Origin of the sequence: Diaphorobacter sp. JS3050 (genome assembly GCF_013154915.1) — a bacterium.
GTDB classification, from domain to species: Bacteria; Pseudomonadota; Gammaproteobacteria; order Burkholderiales; family Burkholderiaceae_C; genus Diaphorobacter; species Diaphorobacter nitroreducens.
In genome coordinates, this window is sequence record NZ_CP053553.1 from 302,609 (window position 1) to 319,353 (window position 16,745).

Annotated in this window: 22 protein-coding genes and 1 pseudogene; 20 read left to right on the plus strand and 3 right to left on the minus strand. The window is 64.7% G+C overall.

The window, feature by feature from the left end:
- Positions 1-6: 6 nt before the first annotated feature.
- The 14 genes from fusA (at position 7) to HND92_RS01465 (ending at position 9,556) form a co-directional block, all read left to right on the plus strand.
- Complete coding sequence (gene fusA / locus HND92_RS01400) at positions 7-2,115, plus strand: elongation factor G (RefSeq protein WP_135149840.1); 2,109 nt, start codon at positions 7-9, stop codon at positions 2,113-2,115.
- A 184-nt stretch (positions 2,116-2,299) separates the two neighbouring features.
- Complete coding sequence (gene tuf, locus HND92_RS01405; RefSeq protein ID WP_172205482.1) at positions 2,300-3,490, plus strand: elongation factor Tu; 1,191 nt, start codon at positions 2,300-2,302, stop codon at positions 3,488-3,490.
- Between the two features lie 27 nt (positions 3,491-3,517).
- Complete coding sequence (gene rpsJ, locus HND92_RS01410; RefSeq protein WP_003059431.1) at positions 3,518-3,829, plus strand: 30S ribosomal protein S10; 312 nt, start codon at positions 3,518-3,520, stop codon at positions 3,827-3,829.
- A 250-nt stretch (positions 3,830-4,079) separates the two neighbouring features.
- Positions 4,080-4,754 (plus strand): 50S ribosomal protein L3, encoded by a 675-nt coding sequence (gene rplC / locus HND92_RS01415; protein WP_011803742.1) that lies wholly within the window; start codon positions 4,080-4,082, stop codon positions 4,752-4,754.
- Complete coding sequence (gene rplD, locus HND92_RS01420) at positions 4,754-5,374, plus strand: 50S ribosomal protein L4 (RefSeq protein WP_172205484.1); 621 nt, start codon at positions 4,754-4,756, stop codon at positions 5,372-5,374. The genes rplC and rplD overlap by 1 nt, the downstream gene beginning before the upstream one ends.
- Positions 5,371-5,685 carry a 50S ribosomal protein L23 gene (gene rplW, locus HND92_RS01425; RefSeq protein ID WP_011803744.1) on the plus strand — a complete coding sequence of 105 codons (315 nt, stop codon included), beginning with the start codon at positions 5,371-5,373 and terminating at the stop codon, positions 5,683-5,685. Before rplD ends, rplW begins: the two co-directional genes overlap by 4 nt.
- Positions 5,686-5,688: 3 nt before the next feature.
- Positions 5,689-6,513, plus strand: a complete 825-nt coding sequence (gene rplB, locus HND92_RS01430) for a 50S ribosomal protein L2 (protein WP_011803745.1) — start codon at positions 5,689-5,691, stop codon at positions 6,511-6,513.
- Positions 6,514-6,523: 10 nt separating this feature from the next.
- Positions 6,524-6,802, plus strand: coding sequence for a 30S ribosomal protein S19 (rpsS, locus tag HND92_RS01435; protein ID WP_011803746.1), 279 nt, complete (start codon positions 6,524-6,526; stop codon positions 6,800-6,802).
- Positions 6,803-6,811: 9 nt separating this feature from the next.
- Positions 6,812-7,144, plus strand: a complete 333-nt coding sequence (rplV, locus tag HND92_RS01440; RefSeq protein ID WP_011803747.1) for a 50S ribosomal protein L22 — start codon at positions 6,812-6,814, stop codon at positions 7,142-7,144.
- A 16-nt stretch (positions 7,145-7,160) separates the two neighbouring features.
- Positions 7,161-8,027, plus strand: coding sequence for a 30S ribosomal protein S3 (gene rpsC / locus HND92_RS01445; RefSeq protein ID WP_012655363.1), 867 nt, complete (start codon positions 7,161-7,163; stop codon positions 8,025-8,027).
- Between the two features lie 2 nt (positions 8,028-8,029).
- Positions 8,030-8,446: a 50S ribosomal protein L16 gene (rplP, locus tag HND92_RS01450; protein WP_011803749.1), complete on the plus strand. Its 417-nt coding sequence runs from the start codon at positions 8,030-8,032 to the stop codon at positions 8,444-8,446.
- Between the two features lie 12 nt (positions 8,447-8,458).
- Complete coding sequence (gene rpmC, locus HND92_RS01455) at positions 8,459-8,656, plus strand: 50S ribosomal protein L29 (protein ID WP_011803750.1); 198 nt, start codon at positions 8,459-8,461, stop codon at positions 8,654-8,656.
- 9 nt (positions 8,657-8,665) lie between these two features.
- Positions 8,666-8,935, plus strand: coding sequence for a 30S ribosomal protein S17 (gene rpsQ, locus HND92_RS01460; RefSeq protein WP_011803751.1), 270 nt, complete (start codon positions 8,666-8,668; stop codon positions 8,933-8,935).
- Between the two features lie 114 nt (positions 8,936-9,049).
- Positions 9,050-9,556: a peroxiredoxin gene (locus tag HND92_RS01465; protein ID WP_041835851.1), complete on the plus strand. Its 507-nt coding sequence runs from the start codon at positions 9,050-9,052 to the stop codon at positions 9,554-9,556.
- 143 nt (positions 9,557-9,699) lie between these two features.
- Here HND92_RS01465 and HND92_RS01470 read toward each other — a convergent pair whose 3' ends face one another.
- Both HND92_RS01470 and HND92_RS01475 read right to left on the minus strand, forming a co-directional pair.
- Complete coding sequence (locus tag HND92_RS01470) at positions 9,700-10,215, minus strand: GNAT family N-acetyltransferase (RefSeq protein WP_172205486.1); 516 nt, start codon at positions 10,213-10,215, stop codon at positions 9,700-9,702.
- 41 nt (positions 10,216-10,256) lie between these two features.
- Positions 10,257-10,925, minus strand: coding sequence for a cytochrome b/b6 domain-containing protein (locus HND92_RS01475; RefSeq protein ID WP_172205488.1), 669 nt, complete (start codon positions 10,923-10,925; stop codon positions 10,257-10,259).
- 180 nt (positions 10,926-11,105) lie between these two features.
- Between HND92_RS01475 and HND92_RS01480 the strand changes: the two genes are divergently transcribed.
- Positions 11,106-11,567, plus strand: coding sequence for a cytochrome c (locus HND92_RS01480; RefSeq protein ID WP_012655367.1), 462 nt, complete (start codon positions 11,106-11,108; stop codon positions 11,565-11,567).
- 95 nt (positions 11,568-11,662) lie between these two features.
- On the opposite strand, the gene HND92_RS01485 is transcribed toward HND92_RS01480, so the two are convergent.
- Positions 11,663-12,166, minus strand: coding sequence for a TlpA disulfide reductase family protein (locus HND92_RS01485; protein WP_011803756.1), 504 nt, complete (start codon positions 12,164-12,166; stop codon positions 11,663-11,665).
- A gap of 253 nt (positions 12,167-12,419) precedes the next feature.
- On the opposite strand from HND92_RS01485, the gene HND92_RS01490 reads away from it, so the two are divergent.
- From HND92_RS01490 to ptsP, 5 genes and pseudogenes are all read left to right on the plus strand, one after another.
- Positions 12,420-12,983, plus strand: a complete 564-nt coding sequence (locus tag HND92_RS01490; RefSeq protein ID WP_172205490.1) for a hypothetical protein — start codon at positions 12,420-12,422, stop codon at positions 12,981-12,983.
- Positions 12,980-14,218 (plus strand): MFS transporter, encoded by a 1,239-nt coding sequence (locus HND92_RS01495; RefSeq protein WP_172205492.1) that lies wholly within the window; start codon positions 12,980-12,982, stop codon positions 14,216-14,218. The genes HND92_RS01490 and HND92_RS01495 overlap by 4 nt, the downstream gene beginning before the upstream one ends.
- The gene (locus tag HND92_RS01500; RefSeq protein ID WP_011803759.1) at positions 14,215-14,664 is read left to right on the plus strand and encodes a PTS sugar transporter subunit IIA; all 450 of its coding nucleotides are present in this window, start codon (positions 14,215-14,217) and stop codon (positions 14,662-14,664) included. The genes HND92_RS01495 and HND92_RS01500 overlap by 4 nt, the downstream gene beginning before the upstream one ends.
- Complete coding sequence (locus tag HND92_RS01505; protein WP_011803760.1) at positions 14,633-14,902, plus strand: HPr family phosphocarrier protein; 270 nt, start codon at positions 14,633-14,635, stop codon at positions 14,900-14,902. Before HND92_RS01500 ends, HND92_RS01505 begins: the two co-directional genes overlap by 32 nt.
- Before the next feature lie 18 nt (positions 14,903-14,920).
- A pseudogene (ptsP, locus tag HND92_RS01510) lies at positions 14,921-16,689 on the plus strand (phosphoenolpyruvate--protein phosphotransferase).
- Positions 16,690-16,745 lie beyond the last annotated feature (56 nt).

Sequence of the window (16,745 nt, forward strand, 5' to 3'; positions counted from 1 at the left end):
TTCATCATGGCTCGCAAAACACCCCTTGAGCGCTACCGCAATATCGGTATCTCCGCACACATCGACGCTGGCAAAACCACGACGTCCGAGCGTATCCTGTTCTACACGGGCGTGACCCACAAGCTGGGCGAAGTGCACGACGGCGCAGCCACCACCGACTGGATGGAGCAAGAGCAAGAGCGCGGCATCACGATCACCTCGTCCGCCGTGACCTGCTTCTGGAAGGGCATGGACCTGTCCCGCCCCGAGCACCGCATCAACATCATCGACACCCCCGGCCACGTGGACTTCACCATCGAGGTGGAGCGTTCCATGCGCGTGCTGGACGGCGCCGTTATGGTGTACTGCGCCGTGGGTGGCGTGCAGCCCCAGTCCGAGACTGTGTGGCGCCAAGCCAATAAGCACAAGGTGCCCCGCCTGGCCTTCGTGAACAAGATGGACCGTACCGGCGCCAACTTCTTCAAGGTCTATGACCAGATGAAGCTGCGCCTGAAGGCCAACCCTGTGCCCATCGTGGTGCCGATCGGTGCGGAAGACAACTTCCAGGGCGTGGTCGACCTGCTGAAGATGAAGGCCATCATCTGGGACGAGGCCTCGCAAGGCATGAAGTTCGAATACGGCGAGATCCCCGCCGAGCTCGTCGACACCTGCAAGAAGTGGCGCGAGAACATGGTGGAAGCCGCCGCCGAAGCCAGCGAAGAGCTGATGAACAAGTACCTGGAAGAGGGTGACCTGTCCGAGGCCGAGATCATCGGCGGCCTGCGCCAGCGCACCATCGCCACGGAAATCCAGCCCATGCTGTGCGGCTCTGCGTTCAAGAACAAGGGCGTGCAGCGCATGCTCGACGCCGTGCTGGATCTGCTGCCCTCGCCCGTGGACATCCCCGATGTGGCCGGCACCGATCCCGACGACGAAGAGAAGAAGCTGTCGCGCAAGGCCGACGACAACGAGAAATTCTCGGCCCTGGCATTCAAGCTGATGACCGACCCGTTCGTGGGTCAGCTGACTTTCGTGCGCGTGTACTCGGGCGTCCTGACCAAGGGTGACACCGTGTTCAACGCCGTGAAGGGCAAGAAGGAGCGTATCGGCCGTATCGTGCAGATGCACGCCAACGAACGCCAGGAAATCGAGGAAATTCGCGCTGGCGACATCGCTGCCTGCGTGGGCCTGAAGGACGTGACCACCGGCGACACGCTGTGCGATATCGAATCGCCCATCGTGCTGGAAAAAATGGTGTTCCCCGAGCCCGTGATCGCACAGGCCGTGGAGCCCAAGTCCAAGGCTGACCAGGAAAAGATGGGTATTGCCCTGTCGCGCCTGGCCTCCGAAGACCCGTCGTTCCGCGTGCGCACCGACGAAGAATCGGGCCAGACCATCATCGCCGGCATGGGCGAGCTGCACCTGGAAATCATCGTGGACCGCATGAAGCGCGAGTTCAACGTGGAAGCCAACGTGGGCAAGCCCCAGGTGGCCTACCGCGAAACCGTGCGCAAGACCGTCACCGATGTGGATGGCAAGTTCGTGCGCCAATCCGGTGGTAAGGGTCAGTACGGCCACGTGGTGTTCACGCTGGAGCCCCTGGAAGCAGGTAAGGGCTTCGAGTTCGTCGACGAAATCAAGGGCGGTGTGGTTCCTCGCGAATACATCCCTGCGGTGCAGAAGGGTGTGGAAGAAGCGCTGACCTCCGGCGTGCTGGCGGGCTACCCTGTGGTGGACGTTCGCGTGCGTCTGACGTTCGGTTCGTACCACGACGTGGACTCGTCCGAACAGGCGTTCAAGATGGCCGCCATCTTCGGCTTCAAGGAAGCGGCTCGCAAGGCCAACCCCGTCATCCTCGAGCCCATGATGGCCGTGGAAGTCGAGACGCCCGAGGACTACGCTGGCACCGTGATGGGTGACCTGTCCAGCCGTCGTGGCATGGTGCAGGGCATGGACGACATGGTCGGCGGCGGCAAGGCCATCAAGGCCGAAGTCCCGCTGTCCGAGATGTTCGGCTACGCCACGCAGCTGCGCTCCATGACGCAAGGTCGCGCGACGTACACGATGGAGTTCAAGCACTACGCCGAAGCACCGCGCAACGTGGCCGAAGCCATCGTTGCGGCTCGCGCCAAGTAAGCCGGGCATATAAGCAAAAAGAGCTGCTAACGCTTGTCCATCAAGCGCAGGCGGCTCCTGTTTTTATAGCAAGTTTCTTGCAATCTGCGATCCGGTGCCGTCCTGTTGCACTGTGCGGGCCGAACCAGCAACCGGATGCAGACGTTAAACCCTCACACAGGCATTGCTCTTTTGGAGTTCGAAAATGGCAAAAGGTAAGTTTGAACGTACCAAGCCCCACGTGAACGTGGGCACGATCGGTCACGTGGACCATGGCAAGACGACGCTGACGGCGGCCATCGCCACGGTGCTGGCCAAGAAGTTCGGCGGCGAAGCCAAGGGCTACGACCAGATCGACAACGCCCCTGAAGAAAAGGCGCGTGGCATCACGATCAACACCTCGCACGTGGAATACGAAACGGCCACCCGCCACTACGCCCACGTCGACTGCCCCGGCCACGCCGACTACGTCAAGAACATGATCACCGGCGCCGCTCAGATGGACGGCGCCATCCTGGTGTGCTCGGCCGCTGACGGCCCGATGCCCCAGACGCGCGAGCACATCCTGCTGGCCCGTCAGGTGGGCGTGCCCTACATCATCGTGTTCCTGAACAAGTGCGACATGGTCGACGACGAGGAACTGCTCGAGCTGGTCGAGATGGAAGTGCGCGAGCTGCTGGACAAGTACGACTTCCCCGGCGACGACACCCCCATCATCCGCGGCTCCGCCAAGCTGGCCCTGGAAGGTGACCAGTCCGACAAGGGTGAGCCCGCCATCATGCGCCTGGCCGAAGCCCTGGACACTTACATCCCCACGCCTGAGCGCGCCGTGGACGGCGCCTTCCTGATGCCCGTGGAAGACGTGTTCTCCATCTCCGGCCGCGGCACCGTGGTGACCGGCCGCATCGAGCGCGGCATCATCAAGGTCGGCGAAGAAATCGAAATCGTCGGTATCCGCGACACGCAAAAGACCACCGTCACCGGCGTGGAAATGTTCCGCAAGCTGCTGGACCAGGGCCAGGCTGGCGACAACGTGGGCCTGCTGCTGCGCGGCACCAAGCGCGAAGACGTCGAGCGCGGCCAAGTGCTGTGCAAGCCCGGCTCCATCAAGCCCCACACCCACTTCACGGCTGAGGTGTACGTGCTGAGCAAGGATGAAGGCGGCCGTCACACGCCCTTCTTCAACAACTACCGTCCCCAGTTCTACTTCCGTACCACCGACGTGACCGGCTCCATCGAGCTGCCGGCCGACAAGGAAATGGTGATGCCCGGCGACAACGTGTCGATCACTGTGAAGCTGATCAACCCCATCGCCATGGAAGAAGGCCTGCGCTTCGCTATCCGCGAAGGCGGTCGTACCGTGGGCGCCGGCGTCGTTGCCAAGATCATTGCGTAATCCAGCAAAGCACTGAAGGAATACACAATGTCCAAGCAAAAGATCCGCATCCGCCTGAAGGCATTCGACTACAAGCTGATCGATCAGTCTGCAGCCGAGATCGTTGACACCGCCAAGCGTACCGGCGCCATCGTCAAGGGCCCCGTGCCCCTGCCGACGCGCATGAAGCGCTTCGACATCCTGCGTTCGCCGCACGTCAACAAGACCAGCCGCGACCAGTTCGAAATCCGCACGCACCAGCGCCTGATGGACATCGTCGATCCCACGGACAAGACGGTGGACGCCCTGATGAAGCTGGACTTGCCGGCTGGCGTGGACGTCGAAATCAAGCTCCAGTAATCCCTTCCTGTTGCTTGCTTCGTCCCGGCCCTCAATGTGGGCCGGGCACCCCCAACGCGGACTTGCTTGTAAAAGCAGTCCGCGTTATACTTTGCGGCTTCGCGTTTTTGCGTCCAATTTTGGATGCGTGATGCGGAGTTTTATCAACCTTCTTTCGCGCACATAGGTGCAAGCCGTCGAGGCCGGCGCCCGTCGTGCAAACGTTCTGGCCAATTGAAGTCGGGGCGGCGGAAGTTTTGGAGAACAACCAATGAGTCTGAGCAACTCCCTCGGGTTGCTGGGCCGCAAGGTGGGCATGATGCGTCTGTTCACCGATGACGGGGACGCAGTGCCCGTCACGGTGGTGGATGTGTCCAACAACCGCGTGACCCAGGTGAAAACCCAAGAGAACGATGGCTACGTGTCCCTGCAGGTCACGTTCGGTTCGCGCAAGGCATCTCGCGTGACCAAGCCTGAAGCTGGCCACCTCGCCAAGGCGGGTGTTGAAGCCGGTGAAATCATTCGTGAATTCCGCGTGACCCCCGAAGTCGCAGGCAAGTACGCCGCTGGCGCTGCTGTGCCCGTGGCTGATGTGTTCGCCGTGGGCCAGAAGGTCGACGTGCAGGGCACCTCGATCGGTAAGGGCTTCGCCGGCACGATCAAGCGCCACAACTTCGGTTCGCAGCGCGCCTCGCACGGTAACAGCCGTTCGCACAACGTTCCTGGCTCCATCGGTATGGCGCAGGATCCGGGTCGCGTGTTTCCTGGCAAGAAGATGACGGGTCACCTCGGTGATGTCACCGTCACAACGCAAAACCTCGACGTGGTTCGCATCGACGAAGCACGCCAACTGCTCTTGATCAAGGGCGCTGTTCCGGGCTCCAAGGGTGGGTTCGTCACGGTGCGTCCGGCTGTCAAGGCGCAAGCTTCCAAAGGAGCGAACTAATGCAGCTCGAACTCCTGAATGAACAGGGCCAGGCAGCGTCCAAGGTGGGTGTGCCCGAGACCGTGTTCGACCGTCAGTACAACGAAGACCTGATCCATCAGATCGTCGTCGCTTACCAGGCCAACGCCCGTCAAGGCACGCGCGCCCAGAAGGACCGCGAGCAGGTCAAGCACTCGACCAAGAAGCCTTTCAAGCAAAAGGGTACTGGCAATGCACGTGCCGGTATGACCTCCTCGCCTCTGTGGCGTGGGGGCGGTCGCATCTTCCCGAACCTGCCTGAAGAAAACTTCTCGCAGAAGATCAACAAGAAGATGTACCGCGCTGGCATGGCTTCCATCCTGTCGCAGCTGGCCCGTGAAGGCCGTCTGGCTGTGGTGGACTCCCTGAAGCTTGATACGCCCAAGACCAAGGTCCTGGCCGACAAGTTCAAGGCCATGAACCTGCAATCGGTGATGGTGATCGCCGATGAAGTGGACGAAAACCTGTACCTGGCATCCCGCAATCTGAAGAACGTGTTCGTGACCGAGCCGCGTTATGCAGATCCCGTGTCGCTGGTGCACTACAAGAAAGTGCTCGTCACCAAGGGCGCGATCGACAAACTCAAGGAGATGTTCGCATGAGCACGCTCAAGTTTGACGAAGGTCGTCTGATGCAAGTGTTGGTCGCTCCCATCGTGTCCGAAAAGGCCACCATGGTTGCCGAGAAGTCCAATGCTGTGACGTTCAAGGTGCTGCAGAACGCAACCAAGCCCGAGATCAAGGCCGCCGTGGAACTCATGTTCAAGGTGGAAGTGAAGGGCGTTTCTGTGGTGAACACCAAAGGCAAGACCAAACGCTTTGGCAAGACCATGGGCCGCCGCGATAACGTGCGCAAGGCCTATGTGCTGCTGAAGGAAGGTCAAGAGCTGAACCTGTCCGGGGAGGCTGCGTAAACCATGGCCGTTATCAAGATCAAACCGACTTCCCCGGGCCAGCGCGGCGCGGTGAAGATCTCGCGTGACCACCTGTACAAGGGTGAAGCGTTTGCAGGTCTGCTGGAACCCCAGTTCCAGAAGGCCGGCCGCAACAACAACGGTCACATCACCACCCGTCACAAGGGCGGTGGCCACAAGCACCACTACCGCGTGGTGGATTTCCGTCGCAACAAGGATGCCATCCCTGCCAAGGTGGAGCGCATCGAGTACGACCCGAACCGCACGGCCCACATCGCCCTGGTGTGCTACGCCGACGGCGAGCGCCGCTACATCATTGCTCCGCGCAACCTGGAAGTGGGCGCCACGATCGTCAGCGGCTCCGAGGCGCCGATCCGCGTCGGTAACACGCTGCCGATCCGCAACATTCCCGTGGGCTCGACCATCCACTGCATCGAGCTCAAGCCCGGTGCCGGTGCGCAGATCGCCCGCTCCGCTGGTACGTCGGCCACGCTGCTGGCCCGCGAAGGCGTGTACGCCCAGGTGCGTATGCGTTCGGGCGAAGTGCGCAAGATCCACATCGAGTGCCGCGCCACGATCGGCGAAGTCGCCAACGAAGAACACAGCCTGCGCCAACTGGGCAAGGCCGGTGTGAAGCGTTGGATGGGTATCCGTCCCACGGTGCGTGGCGTTGCCATGAACCCGATCGACCACCCGCACGGTGGTGGTGAGGGCCGTACCGGCGAGGGCCGTCATGCTGTTGACCCATGGGGCAACCTGACGAAGGGCTACCGCACCCGCAACAACAAGCGCACACAAGTGATGATTGTGTCGCGTCGCAAGAAGTAAGGGCTAGCAAATGACTCGTTCTCTCAAAAAGGGTCCGTTTGTTGACCATCACCTGGTCGCCAAGGTCGAAAAGGCCATTGCTACCAAGGACAAGAAGCCAGTCAAGACCTGGTCGCGTCGCTCCATGGTTCTGCCCGAGTTCATCGGTCTGACCATTGCCGTGCACAACGGCAAGCAGCACGTGCCGGTTTATGTCACCGACCAGATGGTGGGCCACAAGCTGGGCGAATTCGCCCTGACGCGCACCTTCAAGGGTCACCCCGCGGACAAAAAAGTCCAGAAGAAGTAAGGAACGACCATGTCTGAAACACGTGCAGTCCTCCGGGGCGTCCGTCTGTCGGTGGACAAGGGTCGCCTGGTCGCTGACCTGATCCGCGGCAAGAAAGTGGACCAAGCCCTGAACATCCTGGCCTTCACGCAGAAAAAAGCTGCCGTGATCGTCAAGAAGGTGCTGGAGTCCGCCATCGCCAACGCCGAGCACAACGACGGCGCCGACATCGACGACCTGAAGGTCAAGACCATCTTCGTCGAGCAAGGCACCACGCTCAAGCGCTTCACCGCGCGCGCCAAGGGTCGCGGCAACCGCATCAGCAAGCCCACGTGCCACATCTACGTGACCGTGGGTAACTGAGGCCTAAAGGAAGAATATGGGACAGAAAATCCATCCTACCGGCTTCCGCCTTGCTGTAAGCCGCAACTGGGCCAGCCGCTGGTATGCCAGCAACCGTGACTTCGCCGGCATGCTGGCCGAAGACATCAAGGTGCGCGAGTACCTGAAGGCCAAGCTGAAGAACGCCGCCGTGTCGCGCATCCTGATCGAGCGTCCTGCCAAGAACGCCCGTATCACGATCTTCTCGGCACGTCCCGGCGTGGTGATCGGCAAGAAGGGCGAGGACATCGAGAACCTGAAGAAGGAACTCGCAACCCGCCTGGGCGTGCCTGTCGCCGTGAACATCGAAGAAGTGCGCAAGCCCGAAATCGATGCCAAGCTGATCGCCGACTCGATCACCCAGCAGCTGGAAAAGCGCATCATGTTCCGCCGCGCCATGAAGCGCGCCATGCAGAACGCGATGCGCCTGGGCGCCCAGGGCATCAAGATCATGTCCTCGGGCCGTCTGAACGGCATCGAAATCGCCCGTACCGAGTGGTACCGCGAAGGCCGTGTGCCGCTGCACACCCTGCGCGCCGACATCGACTACGGCACCTCCGAAGCCAAGACCACCTATGGTGTGATCGGCGTGAAGGTGTGGGTCTACAAGGGCGACACGCTGGGCCGCAACGACCTGCCCGCCGCCGAGACGCCGCGTCCTGAAGAAGAGCGCCGTCCCCGTGGCCCGCGCCGCGATGGCCGCCCAGGCGACCGCGCCGGTGCTGGCCGTGGCGGCCGCCGCCCGATGGGCACCAATGCAGCCCCTGCCGACGGTAGCGACAAGCCTGCCGGCGCTGGTGGCGATTCCGTTAAGCGCGTCAAGAGCGCGCCCGCTGCCGCAGCGGCGGACGGTAAAGGAGAATAAACATGCTGCAACCTGCTCGCCGCAAGTTCCGTAAGGAGCAAAAAGGCCGCAACACCGGCGTTGCCACGCGTGGCAATTCGGTGGCTTTCGGTGACTTCGGTCTGAAGTGCACGGACCGTGGCCGTCTGACGGCCCGCCAGATCGAGGCCGCACGCCGTGCGATCTCCCGCCACGTCAAGCGTGGTGGCCGTATCTGGATCCGCGTGTTCCCCGACAAGCCGATCTCTACCAAGCCCGCTGAAGTGCGTATGGGTAACGGTAAGGGCAACCCCGAGTACTACGTGGCTGAGATTCAGCCCGGCAAGGTGGTGTTCGAGATCGTTGGCGTGCCTGAAGAACTGGCCCGCGAAGCGTTCCGCCTGGCTGCCGCCAAGCTGCCGCTGCGCACCACGTTCGTTGCCCGTCAGATTGGCGCCTAAGGAGAAATCAACATGACGAAATCTGCTGAACTCCGCCAAAAAGACGTGGCCGGCCTGGAAGCCGAAATCAAGTCGCTGCAAAAGGCCCATTTCGGCCTGCGCATGCAAAAGGCCACGCAACAGCTGGGCAACACCGCCACGCTGAAGGCCACGCGCCGCGACATCGCCCGCGCCAAGACCATTCTTGCTGAAAAGCAAGCCGCCAAGTAAGGAGCCGACATGACGGAAGCTAAAAAATCCCTCAAGCGCACCTTGGTTGGCAAGGTGGTCAGCGACAAGCGCGCCAAGACCGTGACCGTGCTGGTCGAGCGCCGTGTGAAGCACCCCATCTACGACAAGATCATGATCAAGTCGAGCAAGTACCACGCCCATGATGAGAATGGCGAGTACAAGATGGGCGACACCATCGAGATCACGGAGAGCCGTCCGCTCTCCAAGACCAAGAACTGGGTGGCCACGCGCCTGGTGCAAAAGGCCGGGCTGCTCTAAGCCTTCGCAGACGCCGTCTGCGCGCCTCCGAGAAACGACCCACAATGTGGGTCGTTTTTCTTTTTGGGGCCCGCAGATCCTGCCGGGGCCCTCCAACCCAGCAAGGAGATTCTCATGATCCAAGTCGGCGACACGCTGCCCGCCATCACACTGATGGAGTACTCGGAAGTCGAGGGCAATGGCTGCAGCCTCGGCCCGAACCCGGTGGATGTGCAAAAGGCCGCCGCGGGCAAGACGATTGCGCTGTTCGCGGTGCCGGGCGCCTTCACACCCACCTGCTCGGCCAAGCACGTTCCCGGCTACGTGGAGCAGGCGGGCGCCCTGAAGGCTGCCGGCGTGGATGAGATCTGGTGCCTGTCGGTGAACGATGCCTTCGTGATGGGCGCGTGGGCGCGCGACCAGAAGACCGATGGCAAGGTGCGCATGCTGGCGGACGGCGACGCAGCCTTCGCCAAGGCCACCGGTCTGACGCTGGACTTGAACGGCAAGGGCCTGGGCCTGCGCAGCAACCGCTATTCCATGCTGGTCAAGGACGGCAAGGTGGTTGCCCTGAACGTCGAGGCGCCGGGCAAGTTCGAGGTGAGCGACGCCGCTACGCTGCTCGGCCAGGCCAAGGGCTGAGGCTGCTGGTGCTGGCATCGGAGGGCTCCGGTGCTGGCACCACGCCGCAGGCGAAACGCCGCCCCGTCGCGAGATGTGGGCGGCTTTGCTATTATTTGGATAGCTGTTAACGCTTTCCAGATAAGCGCTAGAGGCCTAAAAGGCTAGTAAATTTCCGCTTTCAGGTAGTGCGAACCCGGCAGGGGGTTGTGGTAGTACGGCGGTATTTCCTCGAAGCCCAGTTCGGAATACAGCGCACGCGCCGATTCCATGCCGTCCAGCGTGTCCAGCAACACGCAGGCATAGCCGGCCTGCCGTGCCTGGTCCAGCATGGCCTCGGCCAACTGCCGCCCCAGGCCGAAGCCGCGGAACGCCTTGCGCACGTACAGGCGCTTCATCTCGCAGGCGTTGGGGTAGTCGGCGGTGTCCAGCGGCCGCAGGGCGCAGCACCCGGCAATGCTGCCCTCCACCTCGGCCAGCAGGATATGGCCGCGCGGCGGCGCGTATTCGCCCGGCAGGGTGGCGAGTTCCTGCGCAAAGTTCTGGAACGACAGGTCCACGTCCAGGGTGTCGGCATATTCCTGGAAGATGTCGCGCACCACGTGCATCTCGTGGGGCAGGGCGGGGCTCAGCAGCGTAATGTCAGGGGAATGGTCCACTGTGCAGAAAGAATTCGGCATGAAAAAGGCAGGGGCCAGTGTAGCCGCACCGCTGTGGGCACTCAAAAAGCCCCCAGGCTGGCGACCCACCAGGCCAGCAGCGCGCTCAGAGCCGCCACAAGGGCCGCCCCTGCGCGGCTGAGCGCATCGTCGCGCGACGCGGGTGTGGCCCCGGGCAGTTGACGATCGCCGTGCACCATGGGGCCCACCAGGGCCTGACGGCGCACCAGGGTATAGAAAACAATCGCCGCCAGGTGCAGCGCGACGAGCCCCACCAGCAGGAATTGGCCCACGTCCTTGTGATACCAAGTGGCCTGCGATACCCACTCGCCAGAAACGAAACGCGTGAGCGGACCGGCGAAGGCGATCTCGTCGTCGCTCAGCAGGCCGGTGCCTACCTGGGCCAGCAGCACCGCCAGCAGGGCAAAGACCGACAGTGCGCCCAGCGGCGAATGGCCAGGGCTGGTCACCTTGCCTTCCTGGTTGGCGAAGTGGCTGCGCAGGCGCGCGGGTGTGGGTAGGAAGCTCGCAAAACGCGACCAGCGTCCGCCCACCAGGCCCCAGGCCAGGCGAAAGGCCAGCAGCGCCAGCATCACGTAGCCCAGCCGCAGATGCCACTGCATGGCGTTGCCGCCCAGCTTGGCGGTGACGACCAGGGCGACGGTGGTCACGGCGAGCGACCAGTGGAACAGCCGGGTCGGCAAATCCCAGATGCGTACGGTGTGCGGCATGGCGAAGCGGGGGAGCGGAGGACGCGGCTATTGTGCCCAGCGTGCCCCCGTCGGGCTATATCCGACTGCCCTTCGGGCGCTTGCGGCCATGGCGTCACGCGGCCGCGCCATACTGCGCGCCGGCGCAGGGCGTCCAGCCGTCGCCGCAGCCATTCCCTTCCCCACGACAAGGTGCATTCCATGCCAATCAAAGCCCTCGCTCTTGCCGCCACCGCAGCAGCCGCCACGCTGGTGTCGCTGCCCGCTGCTGCCCAGTTCGCCAAGCCAGAAGATGCCATCAAGTACCGCCAGGGTGCGCTGTTCGTGATGGGACAGCATTTCGGCCGCATCGGCGCAATGGCCAATGGCCGCGTGCCGTTCGACGCGAAGGCTGCGCAAGAGAATGCCGATACCGTCGCCGCCCTGGCCGCTTTGCCGTGGGCCGGCTTCGGCCCCGGCACGGACAAGGGCGCTCCCACCAAGGCCAAGCCCGGCGTGTGGACCGAACAGGCCAAGTTCCAGGAGCATGCCGACAAGTTCCAGGCCGAGGCCGCCAAGCTGGCCGCCGCCGCCAAGACGGGCAGCCTGGACAACCTGAAGGCCGCGTTCGGCCCGGCGGCCAATTCCTGCAAGGCGTGCCACGACGCCTACCGCGCACGTTGATGCGCTATTGAACTAGTAGCTGCTAGCGCTTGCTGCATAAGCGCAAAAGGCCGATTTCGTTCAGGAAATCGGCCTTTTTTCTGAAGAAAGGTGCCTCAGGCTTCGGCCAGCAGGCGTTCGATGAGCTTGTGCAGCTCCTCGAAATCGGGCGCGCCGATGTAGCTCTTCACGATCTCTCCGCGCTTGTTGACGATGTACGTGGTGGGGGTGAGCTTCACGTCGCCCCAGGCCTTGGCCACGGCGCCGGTGTTGTCGATGGCCACCTTGAACGGCAGCTTGCGCGTCTCGGTGAAGTTGACCACGTAGCTCGGCGGGTCGTAGCTCATGGCCACGGCCAGCGTCTCGAAGCCCTGGCCTTTGTACTTGTCGTAGGTCGCGACGATCTCGGGCATCTCCGCCACGCAGGTGGTGCAGCTGGTGGCCCAGAAGTTCACCAGCGCCACCTTGCCCTTGAGGTCGGCGGTGGTCTGCTGCGAACCGTCGAGCAGAACGAACGTGGACTGCGGTGCCTGGGACGTGCCCGAGCCCAGCACCACCACGGCGCCCACGGCAGCGCCCGCCACCAGGGCGCCCGCCGCCAGCCATTTCTTGATCTGCATAACCAGGTACTCCGTGTGGGCCGCCGTTCGGGTGGCCGTTCGTGTGTTTGACGCGATAGGTACGGGATTGTGCCGCGCGGGGCGTTCCAGCACTCGCCACCATGGGATTGCCAGCAAGGCGGTAAGTTCACCGGACGGCCGGCCGCGAGCGCGCGGTTTGCGCCAGCGTAAAGCCCTGGGGTCCATACCGTGCGCCGTCTAGAGGGGCAACCGCCAGCAGCCAGCCAGGGCGGCGCTGGGAATAATCAGGCACATGACCCTTGCTCCTGCCGGCGCGCGCCGTCTCCTGACCCTGGCCTTCGCGGCCAGCATGCTGGCGCTGGCCGCCTGCAGCCCTGCGCTGAATTGGCGCAGCGTCACCTTGCCCAACGCCGGCCTGGCGCTGACGCTGCCCTGCAAGCCCGAGTATGCGAGCCGGCCCGTGGACCTGGGCACGGGCGCCGTGCCGCTCGCCATGGTCGGCTGCGAGGCCGATGGCGCCACCTTCGCCGTATCCCACATGCCGCTGGCCGAAGCGGCGCAGGCCGGGGCGATGCTGGCGCGCTGGCAGGCGGCCGTACAGGCCGGCATGCGCGCTTCGCAGCCGGCTGCACCCGTCGCCTTCGTGCCCACGCGCGCGCTGGCTGTGCCGCAGTCGGTGCGGCTGCAGGCGCAGGGCCAGGCGCCCGGCGGCTCGGCCGTCACCGTCGATGCCGTGTGGTTCGCGCGCCTGGAGGGCGGCCAGGCACGTCTGTACCACGCGGCGGTCTATGCGCCGCGTCGCACGACGGCCACGGCGGCTGACACCTTCTTCGCCAGCCTGGCGCTGCAGCCATGAGCGCGCTCACGCGGCGCACGGCCGTGGTCGTCTTCCTGGCCTTTGCGTTCACCTACTTTATCTCGGCGCTGTTGCGCGCGATCACCGCCACTCTGGCGCCCACACTGGAGGCCGAGTTTCAGTTGCACGCGCGCGACCTGGGGCTGTTGGCGGGTGGCTACTTCCTGGGTTTCGCGCTCACGCAACTGCCGCTGGGCCGGTGGCTCGATCGTCACGGCCCGCGCACGGTGCTGCTCGGCTTTCTGGGCGTGGCGGTGGCCGGGTGCCTGGTGTTCTCCTGGGCCACGGGCTTCTCGGGGCTGCTTGCGGGGCGCATGCTGTGCGGCGCGGGCGTCAGCGCCTGCCTGATGGCTCCGCTCACGGGATTCCGGCGCTGGCTGGAGCCCGGTGCGCAGTTGCGCGCCAACTCCTGGATGCTGATGACCGGTTCGCTGGGCATGGTGGCGTCCACGCTGCCGGTGCAGTGGCTGCTGCCACTGGCAGGGTGGCGCCCGTTGTTCTGGGGGCTGGCGGCGCTCATCGTGCTGGCCATGGCGCTGCTGGCGCTGGGCGTGCCGCGCTGGCCGCAGGCGCCGGCAGAGTCGGGAGCAGGCGTAGAAACGGGCTATGCACAGGTGTGGCGCCATCCGTACTTCCTGCGCACGGCGCCGCTGGGCTTCTTCTGCTATGGCGGCATGGTCGCGGTGCAGACGCTGTGGGCCGCGCCCTGGATGCAGCACGTGGCCGGCTATACGCCGTTGCAGGCCGCCACCGGGCTGTTCTGGATCAATGTGAGCATGCTGCTCACCTTCTGGACCTGGGGCATGGCCAGCCCGTGGTTGCTGCGTCGCGTGGGCGGGGCCGACCCGGTGATGGCCGCGAGTTTGCCGCTGTCGCTGCTGGTGCTGGCGGGCATTGTGTTGGCGGGCGGACGTGCGGGCGCCGCGGCCTGGGCGCTGTATTGCGTGTCATGCACCAGCGTGGCGCTGTCGCAGCCCGCGGTGGCATTGGCGTTCCCGCAGGCGCTGGCGGGGCGCGCGCTGTCGGCGTACAACCTGGTGATCTTTGCGGGGGTGTTTGCCGTGCAATGGGGTATTGGCCTGGCGGTGGACGCATTCGTGGCCGCCGGGCTGGACATGGCGCGCGCCTACCGGGCCGCCATGGCGCTGCACCTGGCCTGCACGGCGGGGGCCTATGCATGGTTCATGGCGCGGCGCGGGCACGGTGATAATGCACTGCACTGCAGTACCCCATGAATACGCGCCTTCTCATCATCGCCCACGCCCCTTTGGCCCATGCGCTGCGTGAATGCGCGCTGCACGTGTTCCCCGACTGCTGGCAGGAGGTGCTGGCGCTGGACGTGCCGCCCCATGAGGCCCCCGAGGCCACGCTGTCGGCCGCCCGCGCGCTGATGGAGCAGCAGGGCGAGGCCTCGGTGCTGGTGCTGAGCGACCTGTTCGGCGCCACGCCCTGCAACGTGGCCCAGCGGCTGGTGGACGGCCTGCAGTCCCGCCTGGTGGCGGGCGTGAACCTGCCCATGCTGCTGCGCGCCGTGAGCTACCGTAGCGAGCCGCTGGATGCGCTGGTGGCACGCGCCCTCGTGGGTGGCACGCAGGGCGTGATGCAGGTGGGCGCGGCTGCGCCGCAGAATCAAAACCGACGTCCGTCTCATGATCAAGAAGAACATCACCATCAGCAATAAGCTGGGCCTGCATGCCCGCGCCTCCGCCAAGCTCACCAAGATGGCGGGCAGTTTTCCCTGCGACGTCTGGATGCGCAAGGGAGAGCGCCGCATCAATGCCAAGAGCATCATGGGGGTGATGATGCTGGCGGCGGGCATGGGGTCCGAGGTCGAGATCGAGACCGATGGCGCGCAGGAGCAGGAAGCCATGGATGCGCTTGTCGCGCTCATCGATGGCAAGTTCGGCGAGGGCGAATAAACCGCAGGCGAGGCACGCATGACCTTCTCCATCCACGGTCTGGCTGTCGCGCGCGGCATCGCCATCGGGCGGGCGGTGCTCGCGGTATCCAGCCGCATGGAGGTGGTGCACTACTTCATCGAGCCCGGCCAGGTCGAGGCCGAGATCCTGCGTGCGCGCCGCGGACGGGACGCGGTGGCCGAGGAGCTGCAGCGCCTGCAGGCCGACATGCCGCACGACGCGCCGCCCGAGCTGGCCGCGCTGCTGGACGTGCACCTGATGCTGCTGCAGGACGAGATGCTGGTCAACGGCGTCAAGCACTGGATCACCGACCGCCTCTACAACGCCGAGTGGGCGCTGACCACGCAGCTGGAGATCATCAGTCGCCAGTTTGACGAAATGGAGGACGAGTACCTGCGCGAGCGCAAGGCCGACCTGGAGCAGGTGGTGGAGCGCATCCTGCGCCACATGCGCGGCGTGGCCAGCCCCGTCGCGCCGCCGCCCTCCGCCCGCGCCGCCAGGCCGAGGCGGGTGCGGAGGCGGAGTTCCTGCTGGGCGGCGCGGCCGATGCGCCGCTGGTGCTGGTGGCGCACGACCTGTCGCCGGCCGACATGCTGCAGTTCAAGCAGAGTGTGTTCGCCGGCTTCGTGACCGACGTGGGGGGCAAGACCAGCCACACGGCCATCGTGGCGCGCAGCATGGACATCCCCGCCGTGGTGGGTGCGCGCAGCGCCAGCCAGTTGGTGCGACAGGACGACTGGGTCATCATCGACGGCGATGCCGGCGTGGTCATCGTCGACCCCACGCCGATCATCCTGGCGGAATACGGCTTTCGCCAGCGCCAGATCACGCTGGAGCGCGAGCGCCTCATGCGGCTGCGCCACACGCCGGCCGTCACGCTGGATGCGCAGGCCATTGAGCTGCTGGCCAACATCGAGCAGCCCGGTGATGCGGGTGCCGCGTTGCGCGCGGGCGCGGCGGGCGTGGGGTTGTTTCGCAGCGAATTTTTGTTCATGGGCCGCAGCGGCCGCCTGCCGGACGAGGAGGAGCAGTACCGCGCCTACCGCGAGGCGGTGGAGGGCATGCAGGGCCTGCCCGTGACCATCCGCACCGTCGATGTGGGCGCCGACAAGCCTCTGGACAAGGGGTACAAGGACAGTTCGCTCAACCCGGCGCTGGGCCTGCGCGCCATCCGCTGGAGCCTGGCCGATCCGGCCATGTTCCGCACCCAGCTGCGCGCGGTGTTGCGCGCTGCGGCACACGGCCCGGTGCGGCTGCTGTTCCCCATGCTCGCGCATGTGAGCGAGATCCGGCAGACGCTGGCCCAGGTGGACCTGGCGCGCGCCGAGCTGGACGCACGCGGCGCTGCCTACGGTGCGGTGCAGCTGGGCGCCATGATCGAGGTGCCGGCTGCGGCGCTCATGGTGCGCCAGTTCCTGCGCTACTTCGACTTTCTCTCGATCGGCACCAACGACCTGATCCAGTACGCACTGGCCATCGACCGCGCGGACGAGGCCGTGGCCCACCTGTACGACCCGCTGCACCCGGCCGTGCTGCGGCTGGTGGCCGACGTGATCGCGGAGGGCGCGCGCCAGGGCAAGAGCGTGAGCGTGTGCGGCGAGATGGCGGGCGATGTCGCCATGACCCGGCTGCTGCTGGGCCTGGGCCTGCGCAGCTTCTCGATGCAGCCGGCGCAGATCCTGGCCGTCAAGCAGGAGGTGCTGCGCGCCGACGCGCGCAAGCTGGGCGAGTGGGCGCAGCAACTGTTGGATGCGGACGATCCGGCTGCGTCGTTGCAAGCGCCCTAATCGCTATTTAAATAATAGCTGCTGGCGCTTGTCAGTATTGGCCTAGAGGCCGATTT

What these genes read in the sequence shown, in the direction of transcription:
- fusA (WP_135149840.1), top strand. Translation starts at nt 7, where the DNA reads ATGGCTCGCAAAACACCCCTTGAGCGCTACCGCAATATCGGTATCTCC.
- tuf (WP_172205482.1), top strand. Translation starts at nt 2,300, where the DNA reads ATGGCAAAAGGTAAGTTTGAACGTACCAAGCCCCACGTGAACGTGGGC.
- rpsJ (WP_003059431.1), top strand. Translation starts at nt 3,518, where the DNA reads ATGTCCAAGCAAAAGATCCGCATCCGCCTGAAGGCATTCGACTACAAG.
- rplC (WP_011803742.1), top strand. Translation starts at nt 4,080, where the DNA reads ATGAGTCTGAGCAACTCCCTCGGGTTGCTGGGCCGCAAGGTGGGCATG.
- rplD (WP_172205484.1), top strand. Translation starts at nt 4,754, where the DNA reads ATGCAGCTCGAACTCCTGAATGAACAGGGCCAGGCAGCGTCCAAGGTG.
- rplW (WP_011803744.1), top strand. Translation starts at nt 5,371, where the DNA reads ATGAGCACGCTCAAGTTTGACGAAGGTCGTCTGATGCAAGTGTTGGTC.
- rplB (WP_011803745.1), top strand. Translation starts at nt 5,689, where the DNA reads ATGGCCGTTATCAAGATCAAACCGACTTCCCCGGGCCAGCGCGGCGCG.
- rpsS (WP_011803746.1), top strand. Translation starts at nt 6,524, where the DNA reads ATGACTCGTTCTCTCAAAAAGGGTCCGTTTGTTGACCATCACCTGGTC.
- rplV (WP_011803747.1), top strand. Translation starts at nt 6,812, where the DNA reads ATGTCTGAAACACGTGCAGTCCTCCGGGGCGTCCGTCTGTCGGTGGAC.
- rpsC (WP_012655363.1), top strand. Translation starts at nt 7,161, where the DNA reads ATGGGACAGAAAATCCATCCTACCGGCTTCCGCCTTGCTGTAAGCCGC.
- rplP (WP_011803749.1), top strand. Translation starts at nt 8,030, where the DNA reads ATGCTGCAACCTGCTCGCCGCAAGTTCCGTAAGGAGCAAAAAGGCCGC.
- rpmC (WP_011803750.1), top strand. Translation starts at nt 8,459, where the DNA reads ATGACGAAATCTGCTGAACTCCGCCAAAAAGACGTGGCCGGCCTGGAA.
- rpsQ (WP_011803751.1), top strand. Translation starts at nt 8,666, where the DNA reads ATGACGGAAGCTAAAAAATCCCTCAAGCGCACCTTGGTTGGCAAGGTG.
- HND92_RS01465 (WP_041835851.1), top strand. Translation starts at nt 9,050, where the DNA reads ATGATCCAAGTCGGCGACACGCTGCCCGCCATCACACTGATGGAGTAC.
- HND92_RS01470 (WP_172205486.1), bottom strand. Translation starts at nt 10,215, where the DNA reads ATGCCGAATTCTTTCTGCACAGTGGACCATTCCCCTGACATTACGCTG.
- HND92_RS01475 (WP_172205488.1), bottom strand. Translation starts at nt 10,925, where the DNA reads ATGCCGCACACCGTACGCATCTGGGATTTGCCGACCCGGCTGTTCCAC.
- HND92_RS01480 (WP_012655367.1), top strand. Translation starts at nt 11,106, where the DNA reads ATGCCAATCAAAGCCCTCGCTCTTGCCGCCACCGCAGCAGCCGCCACG.
- HND92_RS01485 (WP_011803756.1), bottom strand. Translation starts at nt 12,166, where the DNA reads ATGCAGATCAAGAAATGGCTGGCGGCGGGCGCCCTGGTGGCGGGCGCT.
- HND92_RS01490 (WP_172205490.1), top strand. Translation starts at nt 12,420, where the DNA reads ATGACCCTTGCTCCTGCCGGCGCGCGCCGTCTCCTGACCCTGGCCTTC.
- HND92_RS01495 (WP_172205492.1), top strand. Translation starts at nt 12,980, where the DNA reads ATGAGCGCGCTCACGCGGCGCACGGCCGTGGTCGTCTTCCTGGCCTTT.
- HND92_RS01500 (WP_011803759.1), top strand. Translation starts at nt 14,215, where the DNA reads ATGAATACGCGCCTTCTCATCATCGCCCACGCCCCTTTGGCCCATGCG.
- HND92_RS01505 (WP_011803760.1), top strand. Translation starts at nt 14,633, where the DNA reads ATGATCAAGAAGAACATCACCATCAGCAATAAGCTGGGCCTGCATGCC.